This is a genomic window from Rhodococcus sp. WB1 (genome assembly GCF_001700945.1).
Lineage (GTDB): Bacteria > Actinomycetota > Actinomycetes > Mycobacteriales > Mycobacteriaceae > Rhodococcus > Rhodococcus aetherivorans.
In genome coordinates, this window is record NZ_CP015529.1 from 1,986,037 (window position 1) to 2,004,602 (window position 18,566).

At 70.4% G+C, this 18,566-nt stretch carries 20 protein-coding genes and 1 other RNA gene; 10 read left to right on the forward strand and 11 right to left on the reverse strand.

Going from position 1 to position 18,566, the window contains the following annotated elements; translation table 11 throughout:
- The first annotated feature begins 913 nt into the window (after positions 1 to 913).
- Positions 914 to 1,723, forward strand: coding sequence for a hypothetical protein (locus tag A4U64_RS08920; protein WP_006947676.1), 810 nt, complete (start codon positions 914 to 916; stop codon positions 1,721 to 1,723).
- 522 nt (positions 1,724 to 2,245) lie between these two features.
- Here A4U64_RS08920 and A4U64_RS28475 read toward each other — a convergent pair.
- The 4 genes from A4U64_RS28475 to A4U64_RS28745 form a co-directional block, all read right to left on the reverse strand.
- The gene (locus tag A4U64_RS28475) at positions 2,246 to 2,839 is read right to left on the reverse strand and encodes a hypothetical protein (RefSeq protein WP_185713552.1); all 594 of its coding nucleotides are present in this window, start codon (positions 2,837 to 2,839) and stop codon (positions 2,246 to 2,248) included.
- Positions 2,840 to 3,080: 241 nt separating this feature from the next.
- On the reverse strand, positions 3,081 to 3,293 hold the full coding sequence (locus A4U64_RS08925) for a hypothetical protein (RefSeq protein ID WP_231772735.1): 213 nt from the start codon (positions 3,291 to 3,293) through the stop codon (positions 3,081 to 3,083).
- A 61-nt stretch (positions 3,294 to 3,354) separates the two neighbouring features.
- Positions 3,355 to 3,714, reverse strand: a complete 360-nt coding sequence (locus A4U64_RS28740) for a hypothetical protein (RefSeq protein WP_232334195.1) — start codon at positions 3,712 to 3,714, stop codon at positions 3,355 to 3,357.
- Entirely contained in the window at positions 3,651 to 3,962 is a 312-nt protein-coding gene (locus tag A4U64_RS28745; protein WP_006947688.1) for a hypothetical protein, read from the reverse strand. Before A4U64_RS28745 ends, A4U64_RS28740 begins: the two co-directional genes overlap by 64 nt.
- Before the next feature lie 505 nt (positions 3,963 to 4,467).
- Here A4U64_RS28745 and A4U64_RS08940 point away from each other — a divergent pair.
- Positions 4,468 to 6,138, forward strand: a complete 1,671-nt coding sequence (locus A4U64_RS08940; RefSeq protein WP_006947690.1) for an MFS transporter — start codon at positions 4,468 to 4,470, stop codon at positions 6,136 to 6,138.
- A 64-nt stretch (positions 6,139 to 6,202) separates the two neighbouring features.
- Positions 6,203 to 8,041: an AMP-dependent synthetase/ligase gene (locus A4U64_RS08945; RefSeq protein ID WP_006947691.1), complete on the forward strand. Its 1,839-nt coding sequence runs from the start codon at positions 6,203 to 6,205 to the stop codon at positions 8,039 to 8,041.
- Between the two features lie 33 nt (positions 8,042 to 8,074).
- Here the strand turns inward: A4U64_RS08945 and A4U64_RS08950 are convergent, their stop codons facing one another.
- From A4U64_RS08950 to A4U64_RS08965, 4 genes are read right to left on the reverse strand one after another with little or no spacing between them, the layout of a single operon-like run.
- Positions 8,075 to 8,434 carry a DUF5655 domain-containing protein gene (locus A4U64_RS08950; RefSeq protein WP_006947692.1) on the reverse strand — a complete coding sequence of 120 codons (360 nt, stop codon included), beginning with the start codon at positions 8,432 to 8,434 and terminating at the stop codon, positions 8,075 to 8,077.
- A 23-nt stretch (positions 8,435 to 8,457) separates the two neighbouring features.
- Entirely contained in the window at positions 8,458 to 9,297 is an 840-nt protein-coding gene (locus tag A4U64_RS08955) for an SURF1 family cytochrome oxidase biogenesis protein (RefSeq protein ID WP_006947694.1), read from the reverse strand.
- 28 nt (positions 9,298 to 9,325) lie between these two features.
- Positions 9,326 to 9,733, reverse strand: coding sequence for a low molecular weight protein-tyrosine-phosphatase (locus A4U64_RS08960; RefSeq protein WP_232334196.1), 408 nt, complete (start codon positions 9,731 to 9,733; stop codon positions 9,326 to 9,328).
- Between the two features lie 49 nt (positions 9,734 to 9,782).
- On the reverse strand, positions 9,783 to 10,484 hold the full coding sequence (locus A4U64_RS08965; protein WP_006947703.1) for an HAD hydrolase-like protein: 702 nt from the start codon (positions 10,482 to 10,484) through the stop codon (positions 9,783 to 9,785).
- 79 nt (positions 10,485 to 10,563) lie between these two features.
- Here A4U64_RS08965 and A4U64_RS08970 point away from each other — a divergent pair, with 79 nt between their 5' ends.
- From A4U64_RS08970 to A4U64_RS08980, 3 genes are all read left to right on the forward strand, one after another.
- Positions 10,564 to 11,697, forward strand: a complete 1,134-nt coding sequence (locus tag A4U64_RS08970) for a Nif3-like dinuclear metal center hexameric protein (RefSeq protein WP_006947706.1) — start codon at positions 10,564 to 10,566, stop codon at positions 11,695 to 11,697.
- A gap of 86 nt (positions 11,698 to 11,783) precedes the next feature.
- On the forward strand, positions 11,784 to 12,521 hold the full coding sequence (locus A4U64_RS08975; protein WP_065922471.1) for a zinc ribbon domain-containing protein: 738 nt from the start codon (positions 11,784 to 11,786) through the stop codon (positions 12,519 to 12,521).
- A complete protein-coding gene (locus A4U64_RS08980) occupies positions 12,518 to 13,621 on the forward strand; it encodes a bifunctional RNase H/acid phosphatase (protein WP_006947709.1) in 1,104 nt (367 codons plus the stop codon). The genes A4U64_RS08975 and A4U64_RS08980 overlap by 4 nt, the downstream gene beginning before the upstream one ends.
- Before the next feature lie 76 nt (positions 13,622 to 13,697).
- On the opposite strand, the gene A4U64_RS08985 is transcribed toward A4U64_RS08980, so the two are convergent.
- A complete protein-coding gene (locus A4U64_RS08985) occupies positions 13,698 to 14,222 on the reverse strand; it encodes a DUF1697 domain-containing protein (RefSeq protein ID WP_065922472.1) in 525 nt (174 codons plus the stop codon).
- 56 nt (positions 14,223 to 14,278) lie between these two features.
- Here A4U64_RS08985 and rnpB point away from each other — a divergent pair.
- From rnpB to A4U64_RS09005, 4 genes are all read left to right on the forward strand, one after another.
- Positions 14,279 to 14,692, forward strand: an RNA gene (gene rnpB / locus A4U64_RS08990) — RNase P RNA component class A.
- A gap of 211 nt (positions 14,693 to 14,903) precedes the next feature.
- Positions 14,904 to 15,083: a hypothetical protein gene (locus A4U64_RS08995; protein ID WP_006947711.1), complete on the forward strand. Its 180-nt coding sequence runs from the start codon at positions 14,904 to 14,906 to the stop codon at positions 15,081 to 15,083.
- Positions 15,084 to 15,099: 16 nt separating this feature from the next.
- Entirely contained in the window at positions 15,100 to 16,509 is a 1,410-nt protein-coding gene (locus tag A4U64_RS09000; RefSeq protein WP_065922473.1) for an RNB domain-containing ribonuclease, read from the forward strand.
- Between the two features lie 27 nt (positions 16,510 to 16,536).
- The gene (locus tag A4U64_RS09005; protein WP_006947713.1) at positions 16,537 to 17,133 is read left to right on the forward strand and encodes a CHAP domain-containing protein; all 597 of its coding nucleotides are present in this window, start codon (positions 16,537 to 16,539) and stop codon (positions 17,131 to 17,133) included.
- 3 nt (positions 17,134 to 17,136) lie between these two features.
- On the opposite strand, the gene pip is transcribed toward A4U64_RS09005, so the two are convergent.
- Both pip and A4U64_RS09015 read right to left on the reverse strand, forming a co-directional pair.
- Complete coding sequence (gene pip, locus A4U64_RS09010) at positions 17,137 to 18,096, reverse strand: prolyl aminopeptidase (RefSeq protein WP_065922474.1); 960 nt, start codon at positions 18,094 to 18,096, stop codon at positions 17,137 to 17,139.
- The gene (locus tag A4U64_RS09015) at positions 18,096 to 18,536 is read right to left on the reverse strand and encodes a hypothetical protein (protein WP_006947721.1); all 441 of its coding nucleotides are present in this window, start codon (positions 18,534 to 18,536) and stop codon (positions 18,096 to 18,098) included. Before A4U64_RS09015 ends, pip begins: the two co-directional genes overlap by 1 nt.
- Between the last annotated feature and the right edge of the window lie 30 nt (positions 18,537 to 18,566).

Sequence of the window (18,566 nt, forward strand, 5' to 3'; positions counted from 1 at the left end):
CACTCAGGATGCGCCGTCTCTGCCCTCACTGTGTGCCGGATCGACGAGGGAACACGGGACGGCGTGGTACACCCGTCACGGTCTCGCGGTCGCCGGTTGTGGCATTCATGAACCGCTGCCCTGGGTGGAAGGAGCGCACTCACCTGGGTGAGGCCGACCTGGAGGATGGTGACGGGTATCCCCGTAGCGCGTACGCACGACGCCGGGGATGTCATAGGTGCCGTCGAGCAGCTGCTGCAACCCACGCTGCCCAGCAGCCTGTTCAGGGTCCGGTACCTCACCGCCGGAAGGGCTTTTGCCCACATTCGCCCGAGCTCGCGCCTCCGAGGGGGCGCTCGCGACCGCCTCGAGGTCGTCGTCGAACAGCCGACCGAGCTGTCAGTGCGTTCGTTGAGCCAGTCGAGCGCGCTTCGGTGATCTTCACCGACCGTGTCGATACCCAAACGATGGCCGCGGCGTCGAAGCCGGCTGCGTACATCAGGCTCTGCCCAGGTGCCCGTGATCGGTTCGCTCGAGTTGGTTTCTCGATGACGACGGTGCGGCCGTTGTCGTCCTCCGCCTGGATGTCGAAGCAGAATTCGCCGACAGCGACCTGTGTGGACACGACCGTCAACGGCCTCTCGAGCTACTCAGCCGGGAGGTCGATGTTCTCGGCAAGCCAGGGCGTGAAATCACCTGCTTCTGACGTCGGGACACTGAGTGGGTCCGCGACTCGGCGCAGCCTTCCGAGGTCATTACCGTCCAGCTCCGTGGTTGCGATTGTGCGGGCGGCACCAGCCACCGGCGGCCGATTCTCCCAATCGAGGACCCGCCGCTTTTGAAAGGCACAGAAACGGGTAGGCGGAGTTCGCGAGGTTACCCCGGACTGGGAAGGCCCAGCTTCGGTCTGTTGCGGTCACCGGGAGAGGTAGAGATGGGGTTCTGGCTCTACAAGTGCAACGCCGCGGAAGGCGGGCCGTCCGGGTATTACGGTGACTGGCTACGGGGCGTGTTCAGTCGAGGTGCACCTGTCGAGTGGGGCGGGGACTACTCGACGCTGTCGGGTGAGGTGTCCAAGCATCTCGCCGAAGAAGTGACGGCCGGGGACGTGGTGGCGGCCTATCAGACCGATTCGAAGTCCGTGGTCGGGTTCTGCACGGTCACCAAGCTGACTGGGGAGCCCGGCGTTCGCAGAATCTACTTGCAGCCCATCCACTGGCTGACGCCGGCGTTCCCGGTGCACGAGCGAAAAGCGGGGACGCCCCTGGAGAGCTCGAATGCAGTCAACGGCCCCGCGGCGTTCCGCGAACTGCCGGATGCCGAGATGCAGGCCCTCGTGACGCTCAGTGGCGCACCCGATCGTGTGCTCGAGGGCAAGCCCGCGAAGGACGGATGGCGTCCTGTTCCGATACGCGATCCCAGTGAATTGATTGTGTCCCTCGACGAGGTCTGGGCCGGCCACACCCGCGGCTACTACGGCCTGGAAGAGTCGTGGCGGCAGGACGGCGTGGTTCTCGCACCCAAGTCGGTGACGTTCTTCGCGAGCTTGGACGATCTGCGGGACTACTTGCGGTGGAGGGTCGGGCAGTGGGAGGCGGACGGGTACGTGAGGACCGTCGGCGTGGAATTCCGAGCCACGGCGGCCCAACTCGTCGACGGTGACGAAGGCACCGGCGCAATGGTGACGTTGGAACCTTTTACCTACCGCGACACCCCTCCCGAGTTCGGAGGGACCGGCGACTGACGCCCGGAGGTGCCGTTCCGTCGGTCTACCGCGTGGTCTTCCCCGCCCTCTCAGCCGCTCCGCAGTGAGGCCGGATGGACGGCACAGCGTACGGACTACACGGCCCGGCAGCCGTCCGGCGCTGCGCCGACCGGCCCGACCCGATCCTCGAATCGTTCCGGCGGGTAACGAGTGCCGCTCGTTCGTCGCCCCCTCGGGTATGCGCCGGTCCCGCAGTGCCTGCTCCGGTGACCACCCCGACTCGACCGTGCGCAACGTCGTCACCTACATTCGGGACCGGCTCGAAGAGTCCGAGACCCTGCAGCAGGCGCAGGCGGCACCATGCAGCCGTTCTCGGCGAGCCAGGACCTGCACAGTGAATTCCTCGCCGCGGTGATCGGGAGCTATGGGCTCCTCGGCGGACCGGTCGGCGCAGATCCTCGACAACCAGGGATGTCGCAGAAGCTGCTGGTGGCGTTGTTACCGACCGTCTATGAGCGCCCGAAGGATGCAGTCCAGCACTGTTCGCCTACTCGGAGAAAGTCAGTCGATGGCGTAGTAGCGGTTGTAGGTCCCGTAGCCAGTTGGTTTGCGTCCGATGACTCCGCGCGCGACCAGTCTTTGCAGCCGGTCCTCGGCCTCACGGCGGGTGATGAAGGGCGAACCGGCGACCGTGCCCTCCGACTGGAAGGCGTCGTTCTCGACGAACAACTCGAAGGTTTGCCGGTCGCGGTCGTCGTCGAGCCGAGCCTGTATCGCCCGACGATGGGACAGCTCGAGCAGCGCAGCGGCACGTGCACTCGACAAACGCTTGCGTCGGGAGACGAACAGGTCGTAGGTCTCGCGGTCACGTCGGGTCGGTAGCAGGGCTTGCACCTCACGCCTGAAAGTCATGATCGCATCGAAGGGGTCGGGTTCCGCGGAGGGCACCGTCTCGGACTCCTCGGCCGGGGTGCCGGCATTCATCGCCGCGGTGTCCCGAGGCTCGCTCTCGTCGACGTCGTTGACGTTGTCGATCGGGCGGTAGATGCCGTCGGACAGTTGCTCGACCCGGCCCATCACGACAAGCATCGCGAGTCGTTCCAGGGCGTCCTCCGGGGTGATGCCCAATCTCCTGGCGAGGTACGTGGCGGTCACCGGCTTCGGTCGAGCACGCACGATGTGCAGGGCTTCGAGTGCCGCGTCCTCCGAGCAACCGGCGGATTCTTCGTCCGGGACGTCATTCGGGGCGGGGCCGGCATCGTCAACGACGGGTGCGAGGCCCGCGAGGGCAGCGGCCGCGGCAGCGGATGGGTCGTCGTCCTCGATGACGATGCCGTTGGGCAGAGTGATCTCACGATTCCCTCTTCGTGACCCGGAGTGGCGCTGTCGTCGCCTGCTATGTCCAGCCGGTCCACGCGAGTCGGGGGGCGAGACGAACTCGACGGGGTACGTCGTTGACCACGTTTTCGGTGAACGAGAAGCTGCCGTCCTCGAAGTGCGTCGGTCTCGCCAGGCGCAGCAGTCTGCCGTCGTCGTAGACGCCCATCACCCGCCAATATTCCTCGGCCCACCAGACTCCTTGGCCGAGCCGCACTTCGCCGGGTCTCACGGGGACCTCCCGGTCGGAATCGAGTTGCCGCCGTCGACAGGAGTATCGGCAATGTGCCCAGTTATGTTCCCGCGCTCATCGCGGCGACCAGGACCGGCAGGTCGTCCGCGACGACGAGGGACAGTGGGCTCTCGTGGGGCTTGCCGCTGTGCGTGATGATCAAGGCGGTCGGCGGGAGTCCGCCGTCGGCGGGTGGGGAGAGCTTCTTGAGGGCCTGCGGCACGGTCGTCTTGGGGGACAGATGGATGGCTCGATCGTGGGGCTCGACGAACTCCGGTGCCGCGCCCACGGTCTCGCCTTCGACGATCTCGTCGGTGGCCAGGCGGTGTGCGAGCCAGCGTGCGATGCAGTTGGTGGTCAGCAGACCGCGGTAGGTGCGGTCGTCGCAGATGGGAAACTGCGAGTAGTGGTGCCGGCGGATCTCCTCGAGGACCGAGCGGAGCGGATCGTCGAATCCGAAAGACGCGAGTGGGCGTTGCGGGCGTTACGCAGATCGGCGAACGCGCGCAACGCCGGCAGATCGAGCCGGGTGTGGTGTCGCCGCGCGTAGTCCTCGGCCATCCGGACGAAGCCGGTCCGGCCGTCGTCGGTCTGGAGCTTCCATGTGAAATGGTTCTCGATCGCGGTGAACGCGGCCGGGAATCGGATCGCACCGCTTACCTCGTCCATCACGTTCCATCTGCCTGAGACAGGTCTGCGCTTTCGCAGACGGGAGTGGGCATCGATGAGATGTGACGCGTCTGTGGGACTTCTATCCTCCACCTTCGCGGATACGTACCGCCGATGGCCGCTCGGGGAGCCGGCAGCGCCGGCCGGGTGTCTCCGATCAGCACACCGCCTGACCGACCACTCCCGGCTCGACCCTTCGGACCTGTTGTGGCCCAGACTGAACGGAGTCGCGAGATCGTCGTCGAACGGCGGAACCAGGCACGTCGCCGATTCTCGCCGTCGGGCCGTCCGGAGGTCGTACCGTCGAACTCACGGGCCGGTCGTGATGCCACCGGCCACGGGCAGAATCGAGGCTCGTCGTGCGACTTCGTGGTACCGCAACGTCGTCCGCCGGGGTGGCACCCGCTTTTCCGGGCATCGCCCTTTCCGTTGTGTCCGCCGCGGCCGCGGCAGCAGTCGGTGTCCGCGCGGGCGCGGCGGCATCAGGGTCGTCGCCCATGCCGACGTGAACGGCGGCGGAAGGACCGGCACACCGGGACCGGGCGTCGCCGGAGCCCTGTTCCTCCCCCTTGCGGTCCAGAACTTCCTGATGGTCTACAACTCGACCGCCATGAACGTGGCCATGTCGGCCATAGTCGCGGATCTGCAGACCACTCTGACCGCCGTACAGTCGGCGATCTCGCTGTACTCCCTCGTCATCGCCGCGTTCCTGATCACGAGCAGCAAGCTCGGAGGCCGTCTCGGCTACCGACGAACCTTCGTCCTGGGCGCGCAGATCTTCGGGCTCGGCACGCTCATCACTGCCGTCGGCCCGAGTATCGTCTTCATGTTGGTCGGCTGGTCCCTGCTCCAGGGGATCGGCGTGGCGCTCATGATCCCGGCCATGCTTGCCCTGCTCACCGACGCCCTGACCGGCGCCACGCGGACGAGGGCGTTGTCGACGATCGGGACGGTCGGCGGGGTTGCCGCGGCGGCAGGCCCCATCGTCGGTGGCGTGATCACCAGTTTCCTGAGCTGGCGGGTGTCGTTCCTCATGGGAACCGTGGTGACGGTTGTCGTGCTGCTCCTCATGCGCCGGGTCGCCGAACCGGGGCGACGCAGCGTTCCGGCGGAGGATCGCCGGTTCGACGTCCTGGGAGCGGTGCTGTCCGCGACCGGATTCGGGCTCCTCGTCGTCGGGACGCTGCTGGCCGGCAGGTACGGCCTGGTCCGGGCCCGGCAGGACTTCGAGGTGCTCGGGTACACGGTGCTCGAACGGGGCGGGGTGTCGCCCGTGCTCGTACTGGGCGGCGCCGGGCTGGTGGTCCTGGTCGCGTTCGCCGCGTGGGAGCGCCACCTCGTCACGAACGGTCGAGATCCGCTGGTGCGGATCGCGGTGCTGCGAAATCGGACGACGCGGGCCGGCTCGGAGACCCTGGCGATGCAGGCGCTGGTGACCGCGGGTGTCCTGTTCCTGGTGCCGGTCTTCCTGCAGACGACGCTGGGTTTCGACGCGCTGTGGAGCGGCCTTGCCATGCTGCCCGTGACGCTGGGGCTGATCGTCGCCGCCTCGGCGGCGGCCCGGCTCGTCGCCGGCCGCCGAATGACTCATCGGACCGCCCAGCTGTGGTCGTTCCTGTTCATGATCGCGGGCTGCGTCGCGGTCGCCGCCATGTTCGACCCGCGCGAGACGGGGCAGACCGCGACGGGCCTGGCGCTCGCGCCGGGGCTCTTCCTCCTCGGTGTCGGCCAGGGCATGACGATGACGCTGACCGACCTGATCCAGTCGACGCCGCCGGCGGAGGAGGTGAGCGACGTGACGGGCCTGTCGCGGAGCATCAACTACCTCGGGAGCTCACTCGGAGTGGCACTGGCCGGTGCGTTCCTGACGACGGCGCTGGTCTCCTCGTTCCAGTCGGGGGTGGACGACAGCGCCGTGCTGAACGCCGCGGAGAAGCAGCTCGTCCAGCAGACGGTAGACCAGCAGGTCCAGGTCACCGCGCTGAGCGACGACCAGGTCGGTGCCAACCTCGCGGCACGGGGCGTCGGGGGTCCCGCTGCCGACGAGCTCGTGCGGATCAACGCCGACGCCAGGAACCGGGCCCTGACCTTCGCCGTCGGCGCCATGGCGGTCATGTCGACCGTCGGCTACGTTGTCGCGCTACGACTCCCGCGGGTACCTGCCCGGCGTCGGTGACCGGGGGTGCCCTCGTTTGCGCAACCGCCCAGGTCGGAGACCGGGACAGTCCTACACTCGGCGCATGGCTGCGCTGCGGGTGGCGGACGAACCGGTGGACTCTTCGAAGCTCGACAACCGGGCGCCGTCGGTGGCCCGGCTGTTCGTCGACCGGGTTGCGGCGACTCCCGAGGCCGAGGCCTTCCGGTATCCGAAGGGTGACGGCTGGGAGAGCGTGACCTGGAGGCAGGTGGGCGAGCGGGTCGACACGCTCGCCGCGGGCCTGATCGCCCTGGGGGTCCAGCCTCAGGATCCGGTCGCGGTCGCGTCGTCGACCCGGTACGAATGGGTGCTCGCCGACTTCGCGGTGATGTGCGCCGGTGCCGCGACCACCACGATCTACCCCACGACCAACGCCCCCGACGTCGCCTTCATCGTCGCCAATTCGGGCAGCGGCGTCGTGATCGCGGAGGACCGGACCCAGGTCGACAAGCTCGTCGCCCACCGCGCCGACCTGCCGAAGGTGCGGACCGTGGTGGTCATCGACGGCGAGGGCGACGGGGACTGGGTCATCAGCCTCGCCGACCTGGAGGACAGGGGCCGGAAACTGCTTGCCGAGTCGCCCCGCGTCGTCGCCGACCGGGTCGACGCGATCCGGCCCGAACAGTTGGCCAGCATCATGTACACCTCCGGCACCACCGGGAAGCCGAAGGGCGTGCTGCTGCCGCACTCGGGGTGGACGTACACGGCTGCGGCCGTCGACGCGGTGAACATCCTGGGACCCGACGATCTGAACTTCCTCTGGCTGCCGCTGTCGCACGCCTTCGGCAAGGTCATGCTGGCGCTGCCCCTGCAGATCGGTTTCACCACCGTGATCGACGGCCGCGTCGAGAAGATCGTCGAGAACCTCGCCGTCGTGCATCCCACCTTCATGGGCGCGGCGCCGCGCATCTTCGAGAAGGCACACGCCCGCATCGAGGCGATGATCGCCGAGGAGGGCGGGGCGAAGAAGAAGATCTTCGACTGGGCCCTCGGCGTCGGACTGCGTGTCTCGCAGGCCCGGCAGGAGGACCGCGCACCCTCTCGCCTCGACCGGCTCCGGTATCGGCTCGCCGACCGTCTCGTGTTCTCCACCATCAAGGAGCGTTTCGGCGGTCGCCTGCGGTTCTTCGTCTCGGCGGCGGCCCCGCTCGACCGTGCCGTGGCGCAGTGGTTCGACGCGGCCGGCATCATCATCCTCGAGGGGTACGGCCTGACCGAGACGTCCGCAGCGTCGTTCATCAACCGCCCGTACGCGTACCGGCTCGGCACCGTCGGCTGGCCCTTCCCGGGCACGGAGGTGCGGATCGCCGGCGACGGGGAGGTACTGCTGCGCGGGCCGGGCGTCATGGACGGCTACCACGAGCGGCCCGATGCCACCGCAGAGGCCCTCGAACCCGACGGCTGGTTCCACACCGGCGACATCGGGGAACTCGACGCCGACGGGTTCCTGCGGATCACGGACCGCAAGAAGGATCTGTTCAAGACCAGCCAGGGCAAGTACGTCGCGCCGTCCGCGATCTCCGCCACCTTCAAGGGCATCTGCCCCTATGCCAGCGAGATCGTCGTGTACGGCGAGAGCCGGCCCTACTGCGTCGCCCTCGTCGGTCTCGATGCCGAGGCGATCACGGAGTGGGCGGACAAGAACGGCATGGCCGGCAGGGAGTTCGGTGAGATCGCCCGGGACGAGCGGACCCGCGAGCTGATCGCCGGCTGCATCGACCGGCTCAACGACCGGCTCAACCGCTGGGAGCAGATCAAGAAGTTCACGGTCCTCGACCGGGAGCTGTCCATCGAGGCGGGGGATCTGACGCCCAGCATGAAGCTGCGCCGCAAGCTGGTGGTCGACAATTTCGCCGACCGGATCGAGCAGCTCTACGTCTGACGCCCGTCGCGGCTCACCGCCCTGCGGAACCTGCTATCGGGTGCTTGCGCCGACCGTGGCGTACGCCTCCGCCAGCAACGCGACGACGCCGTCGTCGAGCTGATCCGGGGTGGCGATGCTCAACCGGTGGGTCGTCACCTTTCCGGTGGTCGGGAAGGCCTCCCGCAGCTGCGGGTGATGGACCCGCCGCGGCAGGTCGATCGCGATCTCGAGCCGCGACGAATAGACGAATGCCGCCGCGAACACGCGACCGCGCCCCCACCGCACCTCGGCGGTGCGGACCTGCTCCTCGACGTCGTCGCCGAGGCCCAGCACGAGCGTGCGGAGCCGGCAGAACATGTCGACGGCGGCGGCATCCTTGTCGGCCAGGTAGTCGTCGATCGTCGCGTGCATCGCGGGCTCCTCGCCTGGGTGGCTCAACGGGACCGGCCGTAACGGTCGGCGAGCTTGTCTTCGGTGCTGCGCTCCACCGGAGCGGGCACCGGTTCGGCCTCGGGGGCGGCGGCCGGCGCCGGGTCCTTCCGCTTGCGGCGCTCGCGCAGCTCCGCCCATACGAAGTACCCCAGGCCCAGCGGCGCCATGATCCCGAACGCCACCCACTGCAGCCCGTACGACAGGTAGGGGCCGGCGTCGAGCTGCGGCAACGGGATCGTGCCCAGCCCCCCGGCCTGGTTCTCGGACAGCTGCAGGTATCCGCCCGTCAGCTCCAGGCCGGTGAACGCCGCGATCTGCGCAGGGTCGATCGAGTAGACCTGGGTGTGGCCGGCGTCGCGGAACGGGGTCTTGCCCTCGGCGGTCCCCTCGGACATCCGCAGGCGGGCGTCGACGGTCACCGGACCGGCCGGTGCCGGGGCGAACCCGGGGATCTCGGTGCCCCGCTCCGGGCGCACGTATCCACGGTTCACCAGGACGGTGCGGCCGTCGGCAAGCCGGAACGGCGTGAGCACCTCGTAGGCGGGGGAGGACTCGACGCTGCGCAACCGCACCAGCAGGTCCGAATCCGGGAGGTAGGACCCGGTCGCGACGACGCGCCGCCACTCGTCCTCCGGTGCCGGCGCGGCACCGGTCAGCAGCTCCTCCACCGGCACGGGGTCCGTGGCCAGCGAGGCGGTGATCCGGTCGTTGCGCTCCTCGGTGGTGGTGTTCTTGCCGAGCTGCCACGGCGCGAGCACTGTGAAGCACGCGTAGGCGAAGCCGCCCACCACCAGGGCCAGCACCAGCCAGCTCGGGCGGAGCAGGAACGTCAGTCGTCGCACGTAACCACGGTAACCGGTGACGCGGGCCTCATTGCCGTCGCACCCAGTCGAGCAGGCCCGGGATCGCCGCCTCGATCTGCCGCCGGACCAGTTCGAACTCGTGCCGGTCGCCGTAGTACGGATCCGGTACCGACTCGCCCTCGGCGTCCGGGTCGAAGCTGCGCAGCAGCACCCGGCGCTCGGCGGGCACCCCGAGCTGCGCGAGCACCCGGTCGTGGCCGGCGTCCAGTGCGACCACCAGATCGGCGGCGAGCTGCTCGTCGGTCACGCGCCGGGCGCAGTGCCCGGTCGGGTAGCCGTGCCGCCGCAACAGGTCCGTGGTGCGTGGATCCGCATCCTCGCCGGCGTGCCAGTCGCCGGTGCCGGCGCTGGTGACCCGCACGCGCTCGGAGAGACCGGCCCGGCGGAGGTGCTCGGCGAAGATCTTCTCGGCCATCGGCGACCGGCAGATGTTGCCGGTGCACACGAACGTCACGTGCAGGCGCTCAGCGGTCACCGGTCAGCACCCTCGTCAGTTCGTCGACGCTCGCCGTGGACCGGTGGGCGACGGCCGCCTCGTCGTCGGCGCCGTACCCCCACTCGACGAACACCGTCGGAATACCCCACCGCGCCGCGCCCGTCACGTCGTGCTCGCGGTCGCCGACCATGACCACGCCCGCGGTGCCGCCGTCCTCCGCGGCGACCGGGTCCACCCCGAGCGAGGCCAGACTGTGCGCGATCACGTCCGACTTCGCCCGCCGGCTCCCGTCGTCGCTCGCGCCGCCGATGAACTCGAAGTGGGCGGCCAGCCCGAAGTGCTCGAGGATGCGGACGGCGAAGCCCTGGTTCTTCGACGTCGCGACGGCGAGCCGGCTCCCGGCGTCGCGCACCCGCTCGAGCATCGCCGCCACCCCGTCGAACACGGAGTTCTCCGCCCAGCCGCGCGCGTCGTAGCGCTCGACGTACGCGGTCAGCGCCCGATCCACCTGCTGTTCGTCGAGACCGAGCCCGCGCAGTGTGTCGATCATCGGCGGACCGAGGACCCGCTGTGGCTCGTCGTGCGCCGGTTCCGGAACGCCCACCGTGGCGAGCGCATGCCGGAACCCGTCGAGCACGCCCGCCGCCGAGTCCGTGAGGGTGCCGTCGAGGTCGAACAGCACGACGGGTGCGGGCAGCAGCAGTGGATGCAGGTCGGCGAGAGTCGTCACGTCCCCATTGTCCCGGCTCCCGGCGAAGCCCGCCGCGTAGGGTCTCGGGCAGCACCCGGGAGACGACGAAGGAGGAGCGGTGACGGCGGTGACGCTGCGCGAGGTGATCGACGTGCTCGAGACGGCCTATCCGCCGTCGCTGGCCGAGTCGTGGGACTCCGTCGGGCTGGTCGCCGGTGATCCCTCCGAGCCCGTGAGCAGGGTCCTGCTCGCGGTCGACGCGACCGCCGCCGTCGTCGACGAAGCCCTGGCCTGGGGTGCGCAGTTGCTCCTCGTGCACCACCCGCTGCTGCTGCGCGGCGTCGACACCGTCGGCGCGCACACCCCGAAGGGCGCCCTGATCCACCGGCTCATCCGAGGCGGCTGCGCGCTGTTCACCGCCCACACCAACGCCGACCGTGCCGACCCGGGCGTGTCCGATGCGCTGGCACAGGCGCTCGGCCTGACCGGCCTGCGGCCGATCGAACCCAAGCCCGAACCGGCGGTCGACAAGTGGGTGGTCCTCGTGCCCGCCGACTCGGCCGAGACGCTGCGCGCCGCCCTGTTCGACGCCGGTGCGGGCCGGCTCGGGAACTACCGCGAGTGCTCCTGGACCACCTCCGGGACCGGACAGTTCCGTCCCGAGGCCGGGGCGGATCCGGCGGTCGGCACCGTCGGCGAACTCGAACGCCTGGCCGAGGACCGCATCGAGGTCGTGGCCCCGCGATCGGTGCGCGGCCGGGTGCTTGCTGCCCTGCGCGCGGCGCACCCGTACGAGGAACCCGCGTTCGACGTGCTCGAACTCGCCGCTCTGCCCGGCTCCCGAGGTCTCGGCCGGGTCGGAGAACTCCCGGCGCCGCAGACGCTGCGCGAGTTCACCGAGCGGGTCGCGGCCGCACTGCCGGCCACCGAGTGGGGGGTGCGCGGTGCCGGCGACCCCGACCGGATGATCCGCACCGTTGCGGTGTGCGGCGGCTCCGGCGACTCCTTCCTCGGCACCGTCGGCCGGCTCGGCGTCGATGCCTACGTCACCGCGGACCTGCGGCACCATCCCGCCGACGAGCACCTGCGCGCCGGCGGCCCCGCGCTTGTCGACGTCGCGCACTGGGCCAGCGAGTACCCGTGGTGCGCCCAGGCGAAGGGTGTGCTCGACGACGTGTTCGCCGACCGCGACGGCTGGTCGACCCGCGTCAGCGCGCTGCGCACCGATCCCTGGACCACCGCAGCCCGGTAGGTCCGGGTTCCCCGTGACCGGCCGCGCGGTACGGTAGGCAGCTACCACCCCCCTTGATCTCGTCGCCGAAAGCAGGAACCCGCCGAGTGAACGTCGAACCCGCCGTGCAGTCCAAGCTCCTGGCCCTCGCCGCTGTGGACACCGAGGTGACCCGCCTGGCGCACCGGCGCCGCACCCTGCCCGAACAGCAGGAGGTCGAGCGGCTCGAGGCGGAACGCACCGCGCGCCGGGACGCCGCCGTCGCTGTCGAGATCATCCTCGACGACCTCGACCGCGACATTCGCAAGCTCGAGGGGGAGGTCGAGGCGGTCCGCCAGCGGGAGGATCGCGACCGCAAGCTCCTCGCCGCCGGCGGCGTGGGCGCCAAGCAGCTGTCCGAACTCCAGCACGAGCTGACCAGCCTCGAACGCCGGCAGGCCCTGCTCGAGGACGAGCTGCTCGAGGTCATGGAACGCCGGGAGGCATCCAAGGCCGATCACGACCACGCCGGCGCGCGGTTGTCGAGCGTCGACGAGGAACTCGCCGACGCGGTCCGCCTGCGCGACGAGACGCTCGCCGACATCGAGGTCGCCGAGCAGCGGTGCCTGAGCGACCGCGCGGCACTCGTGGAGGCCTTCCCGGCCGAGCTGGTCGACCAGTACGAGGCGCAGCGGACGAAGACGGGCATCGGCGCGGCCCTGCTGCAGGCGCGCCGGTGCGGCGCATGCCGCCTCGAGCTCGACCGCGGCGAGATCGCTCGCATCGCCGCCGCCGCCCCCGAGACCCTCGTACGTTGCCCCGAGTGCAACGCGATCCTGGTGCGTACCAAGGAATCCGGGATTTGAGCCGGGTAGTTGTCGAGGCCGACGGCGGCTCGCGCGGCAACCCGGGCCCCGCCGGCTACGGTGCGGTGGTCTTCGGCGCCGACCATGAGGCGGTGCTGGCCGAGCGCAGCGCGAGCATCGGCCGCGCCACCAACAACGTGGCCGAATACCAGGGCCTGATCGCCGGATTGACCGCCGCCGCCGAACTCGGGGCCGACGAGGTCGACGTCCGGATGGATTCCAAGCTCGTCGTCGAGCAGATGTCGGGCCGATGGAAGATCAAGCACCCGGACATGATTCCGCTCGCCGCCCGCGCCCGCGAGCTGGCCCGGGGATTCTCGCGGGTCGAGTTCACCTGGGTGCCACGCGCGGAGAACGCCTACGCCGACCGGCTCGCCAACGAGGCGATGGACGCCGCCGCGTCGGTTGCTTCGGGTTCCGAATCTGCTTCTCCCACACCGGAATCGGCGGCCCCACCGGTGAAATCGCCCGGCTGGACCGGCGCTGTCGGCACGCCCACCCGGATGCTGCTGCTGCGGCACGGGCAGACCCCGCTGTCGGTGGAGCGCCGCTACTCCGGCCGCGGCAACCCGCCGCTGACGGAACTGGGCCGTGCGCAGGCCCGCGCGGCCGCGCGTCGCATCGGCGAGCGCGGCAACGTCGCCGCGGTGGTGTCGTCGCCGCTCGGGCGGGCCCGGGAGACCGCCGATGCCGCGGCGTCGGCGCTCGGTCTGCCCGTGACGGTGCACGAGGGCCTCATCGAGACCGACTTCGGCAAGTGGGAGGGGCTGACCTTCCTCGAGGCGGCGCAGCGCGATCCCGATCTGCACCGGCGCTGGCTGGGGGACACGTCGGTGCGCCCGCCGGGTGGGGAGAGCTTCGACGAGGTCCGCGGCCGTCTCGCCACCGTCCGCGACGATCTGGTCGCGGAGTACGGCGGGGCGAACGTGCTCGTCGTCTCCCACGTCACGCCGATCAAGACACTGCTGCAGATGGCGCTCGACGCGGGGCCGTCGCTGCTGTACCGCCTGCACCTGGACCTCGCGTCGCTGAGCATCGCCGAGTTCTATCCCGACGGCGGCGCGGCCGTGCGGCTGGTCAACGACACGTCGCACCTGTAGGCGCCGTCGGCGCCGGTGTGTCTTTCGGGCTGCGCCCACCGCCCGAAGGACACACCGCCGGCAGCGTCCCGGCCGCTCACACCTGGAGTTTTCGGAGCGTGCGCAGGTTCCGCGTCGTGGTCACCGCCTTGTAGCGCGGATTGCCGGTGTTCCGGCCGAAGGCGCTCTTGACCGTCTGCCCGCGCTCGACGTCCCAGTAGAGGACGCCGTTGCCCCGGGCGACGCGTTCGACCGCCGGGTCGAGACCCTCCGCCGTCGCCGCCAGTTCGTCCAGAACCGCGGGATCGGCGACGAACACCGCGTACGCGTGCCGGCCGTCACGCTCCTCGAACGGGTAGGCGTCGACGATCGCCGCGACGGCCGCCTGATCGTGGACGAACACGAACGCCTCGTACCCGAATCGATCACGCAGGGCCGCCTCGATCCGGGCCTTCGCTTCGGCGGTGTCGGCGGTGTCGGCATCGAACACCACGTTGCCCGAAGCGAGCACGGTGCGGACGTTGCCGAAACCGAGCCCGGCGAACACGTCCTTCAGATCCGCCATCGCGATGGTGATGCCACCGACGTTGATTCCCCGCAGCAGGGCCGCATATCTCGCCATGGCGGTACCGTAGTTCGCATTCGAGACAGGTGAGGCAGTACCCTGATCGACGCGGACGAGTTGGCCGGGCGACCGCGGCTCAGGGAACCGGCACCGTGGCGGTGCCAGGCCCTGGATCGAGGAAAGTCCGGACTCCACAGAGCAGGGCGGTTGCTAACGGCAACCCGAGGTGACTCGCGGGACAGTGCCACAGAGAACAGACCGCCCACCCCTCGGGGTGGGTAAGGGTGAAACGGTGCGGTAAGAGCGCACCAGCGCCCCGGGTGACCGGGGCGGCTCGGTAAACCCCGCCCGGAGCAAGGTTGAAGGCCGCACCGACTCGTTCGGTGCGGCTGCGCAGGTGTCCGAGGGCTGCTCGCCCGAGCCTGCGGGTGAACCGCTCGAGGTACCCGGCGACGGTGTGCCCAGATGGATGGTCGCCACCCCGCCTCGGCGGGGTACAGGATCCGGCTTACAGGCCGGCTCGTCCGCCCACCCGGCTCAGATCGGGGCGACGACCAGCAGGTGCGCCCAGTAGGAGGCGGCCTCGTGCCCCAGGTAGGGGAGCAGGAAGTCGTAGAGCAGGTACGACATGCGGTGCCTTTCGAGTCGTCGAGCGGGGACCAGGGGCCGACGGTACCAGCCGCGCCGCGCGTGCGGGTTACCCCGAAACTCGGCGTCGGTTGGGGCAGACTGGGAGTCATGAGCGACGAGGGCTGGTACTACGACGTCCACACCGGAAAGGTCAGCCAGGGAAAGGACCCCAGTGCGCTGAACCGCATGGGGCCGTATCCGGACCGCGCCACCGCCGAACGGGCACTCGAGATCGCGGCCGAGCGCAACAAGGCCGCGGACGAGGCCGACGAGGAGTGGAACCGCTGAGCGGTTCCCCAGCACGGTGACGAACACCCGCATCGTCGTCGCGCCCGCGATCGACTTCGGTGCCGTCCGCGCCGAGTTCGCGCTCGACGACAGTTATCCCCTGGCCGCCGTCGCCGAGGCCGAGGCCGCGGTCGACCGCTGGTCCGCCGCGCGGGTGGACCGCACGGATCTGCCCCTGGTGACCATCGATCCGCCGGGCTCGATGGATCTCGACCAGGCGCTGCACCTCGAGCGCACCGTCGACGGCTTCGTCCTGCACTACGCGATCGCCGACGTCGCGGCCGTCGTCGCACCCGACGGCGCGCTCGACCGCGAGAGCCGGCGCCGCGGACAGACCTACTATCTGCCCGACGGGTCGGTCCCGCTGCACCCCCGGCCGTTGTCCGAGGATTCGGCCAGCCTCCTCCCCGGCCGCGTGCGTCCGGCGGCGCTGTGGCGCATCGTTCTCGACGACGCCGCCGAGCCCGTGGACGTGAGCGTGCGGCGCGCACTGGTCCGGTCCGTCGCCCGGTTCGATTACGCCGGAGTGCAGGCCGGCGTCGACGCCGGGGTCGTGCACCCGTCGATCGCGGCACTATCCGAGTTCGGCCGGCTCCGCGAGGCCGCGGCCCGCGCACGCGGCGCGATCGAACTGCGCCTGCCCGAGCAGGACGTGGTCGCCGACGGGAACGGCTGGCGGCTGACCACCCAGCCGCGCACCGAGGTCGACGACTGGAACTCCCACGTGTCGCTGCTGACCGGGATGTGTGCGGCGCGACTGATGCTCGACGCGCGGATCGGGCTGCTGCGGACCCTGCCGCCGGCCGCTCCCGAGGCCGTGGCGCAACTGCGGCGCACCGCCTCCGCCCTGGGAGTGCCGTGGCCGGACCAGGTGCCGGTGGGTACCTTCCTGGCCGGCCTCGACGTGAACCTGCCCGGCACCCTGGTGCTGATGAGCGAGGCCCCGGCGCTGCTGCGCGGCGCGTCGTACGTGGCGTTCGACGGTGCGATTCCGGAGCAGCCGGGACACGGGGCGATCGGTGCGCCGTACGCACACGTCACCGCGCCGCTGCGGCGGCTGGCCGACCGGTTCGTGACGGAGGTGTGCCTGGCGCTCTGCGCGGGCACCGACGTGCCGGACCCGGTGCGCGCCGTGCTCCCGGAGCTTCCCGAGACGATGTCCGGCTCCGACGCGCTCGCCGGGAAGGTGACCCGTGCGTGCATCGAACTCACCGAGGCGACGGTCCTCGCCCCGCACGTGGGGGAGTCGTTCGAGGCGACGGTCCTGCGTGCGGCGAACGGCCGCCGGGACGCCGAGGTGTTCGTGCCCGACGCCACCGTGATCGCCCCGTGCGCCGGCGAGCCGAAGGAGGGCAGCCGGATCCGGATCCGGCTGACGCACGCCGACCCGCGGGCCCGGAAGGTGCGGTTTGCGTACCCGGCGTGACGTCGCTGCCGGGCGGGAGCGGCGGCCGTGAACGCGTCCCGACCGCCGCGCCGGCCGCGGGGCCTGCTCGTCGGCCTCGCCGTCCTCACGACGGTGCTTGTGGTCCTGGCGGTGCTGGTGTTCCGCGTGGCACCGAGCCGGTATCTGCCCTGGGACACCGCCGACTTCCCGGACGTGGACACGTCGGCGTTGACGCTCCCGCAGGCGCGGATCGTGGAGTTGCTCGAGGACGAACACCGGACGCAGCGGCCCGGGACGTTCTACTCCGAGGGCGCCGAGGAGCCCTGGTGCGCGAACTTCGTCAGCTGGATCATGCGGGAAGCGGATCGGCCGCTGGCCAATCCGCATTCCGGGCACTGGCGGATCCCCGGCGTGTACACCCTGCAGGAGTACTACGAGTCGGTCGGACGATTCGAACCGGCCGGCGACGGGTACCGGCCGGCGGTGGGCGACGTGGTGCTGTACGAGAACGAGCTGTGGGTCGGCCAGCACACCAACATCGTCGTCGCGGTCGACGGCGACACCGCGACGACGGTCGGCGGCAACGAACTCGGCCGCATCCGCGTCCACACCGTCGACGTCACGTCCGACTCGGCGGTCGTCGGGTTCGGCCGCCTCGGGTGAGGATCAGCGGAAGCGGTCGGTCGCCTCGAGCAGGTGATGGGTGATGCCGGGCTCGTTCGCGGCGTGCCCGGCGTCGTCGACGACGACGAGTTCCGAGCCGGACCACGCCTTGTGCAGTTCCCACGCGCTCGTCGCGGGGCAGACCACGTCGTAGCGACCCTGCACGATCACGCCGGGGATGGTGCGCAGCCGTCCGGCGTCGCGCAGCAGCTGCCCCTCCTCGAGGAAGCCACGGTTGCGGAAGTAGTGGTTCTCGATGCGCGCGAACGCCAGAGCGAAACGCGGTTCCGACGTCTCCACGACCCGTTCCGGGGTGGGCAGCAGGGCGCTGGTCGCCCCCTCCCACGTCGACCACGCCACGGCGGCCCGCAGCGCGACGTCGGGGTCGGGCGAATGCAGCAGCCGGTGGTACGTGTCGACGGGATGCTCACCGTCCGGCGCCCCGGCCAGCGGCTCCAGGAAACGCTCCCACAGCTCGGGGAACAGTTGTCCGGCGCCACCGTTGTAATACCAGTCGATCTCGCTGCTGCGCAGCAGGAAGATGCCGCGCAGCACCAGCTCGGTGACCCGGTGCGGGTGGCGCTGCGCATAGGCCAGGGCCAGCGTCGACCCCCACGAGCCGCCGAACACCTGCCAGCGGCCGATCCCCAGACGTCGCCGCAGGGTCTCGATGTCGGTGAGCAGATACTCGGTGGTGTTGGCGGACAGATCCGCGCCCTCGGCGACGTGCGGCACCGACCGACCGCAGCCGCGCTGATCGAACAGCACGATCCGGTACGCCTCCGGATCGAAGAACTGCCGGTGGGCGGGCATGGTGCCGCCGCCCGGACCGCCGTGCAGGAACACCACCGGCTTGCCGGCGGGATTCCCGCTGACCTCCCAGTAGATGCGCTGGCCGTCGCCGACGTCGAGCAGGCCCTGCTCGTACGGCTCGATCGGCGGGTACGGCCGCCGCAACGGCATCAGAAGCCGACCAGCGCGGAGGCGAGGGTCGGGATCTGCAGGGCCTCGAGCGCCTGGCTGCGCACCTCCGGACACTGGGCCGAGGCGATCGTGTCGACACGGTCACGGTCCTGGGCGAGCGCCAGCATGTCGATCCCGTTGCGGGCCGCCCACTCGCCGACCAGCAGGTTCAAGCCGGGCTTGCTCATGGACGGGGTGTAGGTCCGCCAGCTCTGCAGCTGGGCCTCCATCTGCGAGCACAGCTCGGCGGCCTGGGCCTCGGTGACCCCACCGGGCAGCGCGCTCGGCTCGGCCGCCGCGCCGGTGCCGGTCGTCGGCTGCGTCGACGCGGTGGTCGAGCCGGTGGGGGCGGGCTGACCGCCGGACGCGCACCCGCCCAGGGCGGCGATCGTCGCACCGGCGACGGCAACGGCGAGCAGTGTGCGACGGGGACGAATCATGTGGGGTGCACCTCGCGGGTCGGTAAGGCC

Coding starts and splice junctions, on each gene's coding strand:
- A4U64_RS08920 (WP_006947676.1), top strand. CDS start 914: ATGGGGTTCTGGCTCTACAAGTGCAACGCCGCGGAAGGCGGGCCGTCC.
- A4U64_RS28745 (WP_006947688.1), bottom strand. CDS start 3,962: ATGGACGAGGTAAGCGGTGCGATCCGATTCCCGGCCGCGTTCACCGCG.
- A4U64_RS08945 (WP_006947691.1), top strand. CDS start 6,203: ATGGCTGCGCTGCGGGTGGCGGACGAACCGGTGGACTCTTCGAAGCTC.
- A4U64_RS08950 (WP_006947692.1), bottom strand. CDS start 8,434: ATGCACGCGACGATCGACGACTACCTGGCCGACAAGGATGCCGCCGCC.
- A4U64_RS08960 (WP_232334196.1), bottom strand. CDS start 9,733: ATGGCCGAGAAGATCTTCGCCGAGCACCTCCGCCGGGCCGGTCTCTCC.
- A4U64_RS08985 (WP_065922472.1), bottom strand. CDS start 14,222: ATGGCGAGATATGCGGCCCTGCTGCGGGGAATCAACGTCGGTGGCATC.
- A4U64_RS08995 (WP_006947711.1), top strand. CDS start 14,904: ATGAGCGACGAGGGCTGGTACTACGACGTCCACACCGGAAAGGTCAGC.
- pip (WP_065922474.1), bottom strand. CDS start 18,096: ATGCCGTTGCGGCGGCCGTACCCGCCGATCGAGCCGTACGAGCAGGGC.
- A4U64_RS09015 (WP_006947721.1), bottom strand. CDS start 18,536: ATGATTCGTCCCCGTCGCACACTGCTCGCCGTTGCCGTCGCCGGTGCG.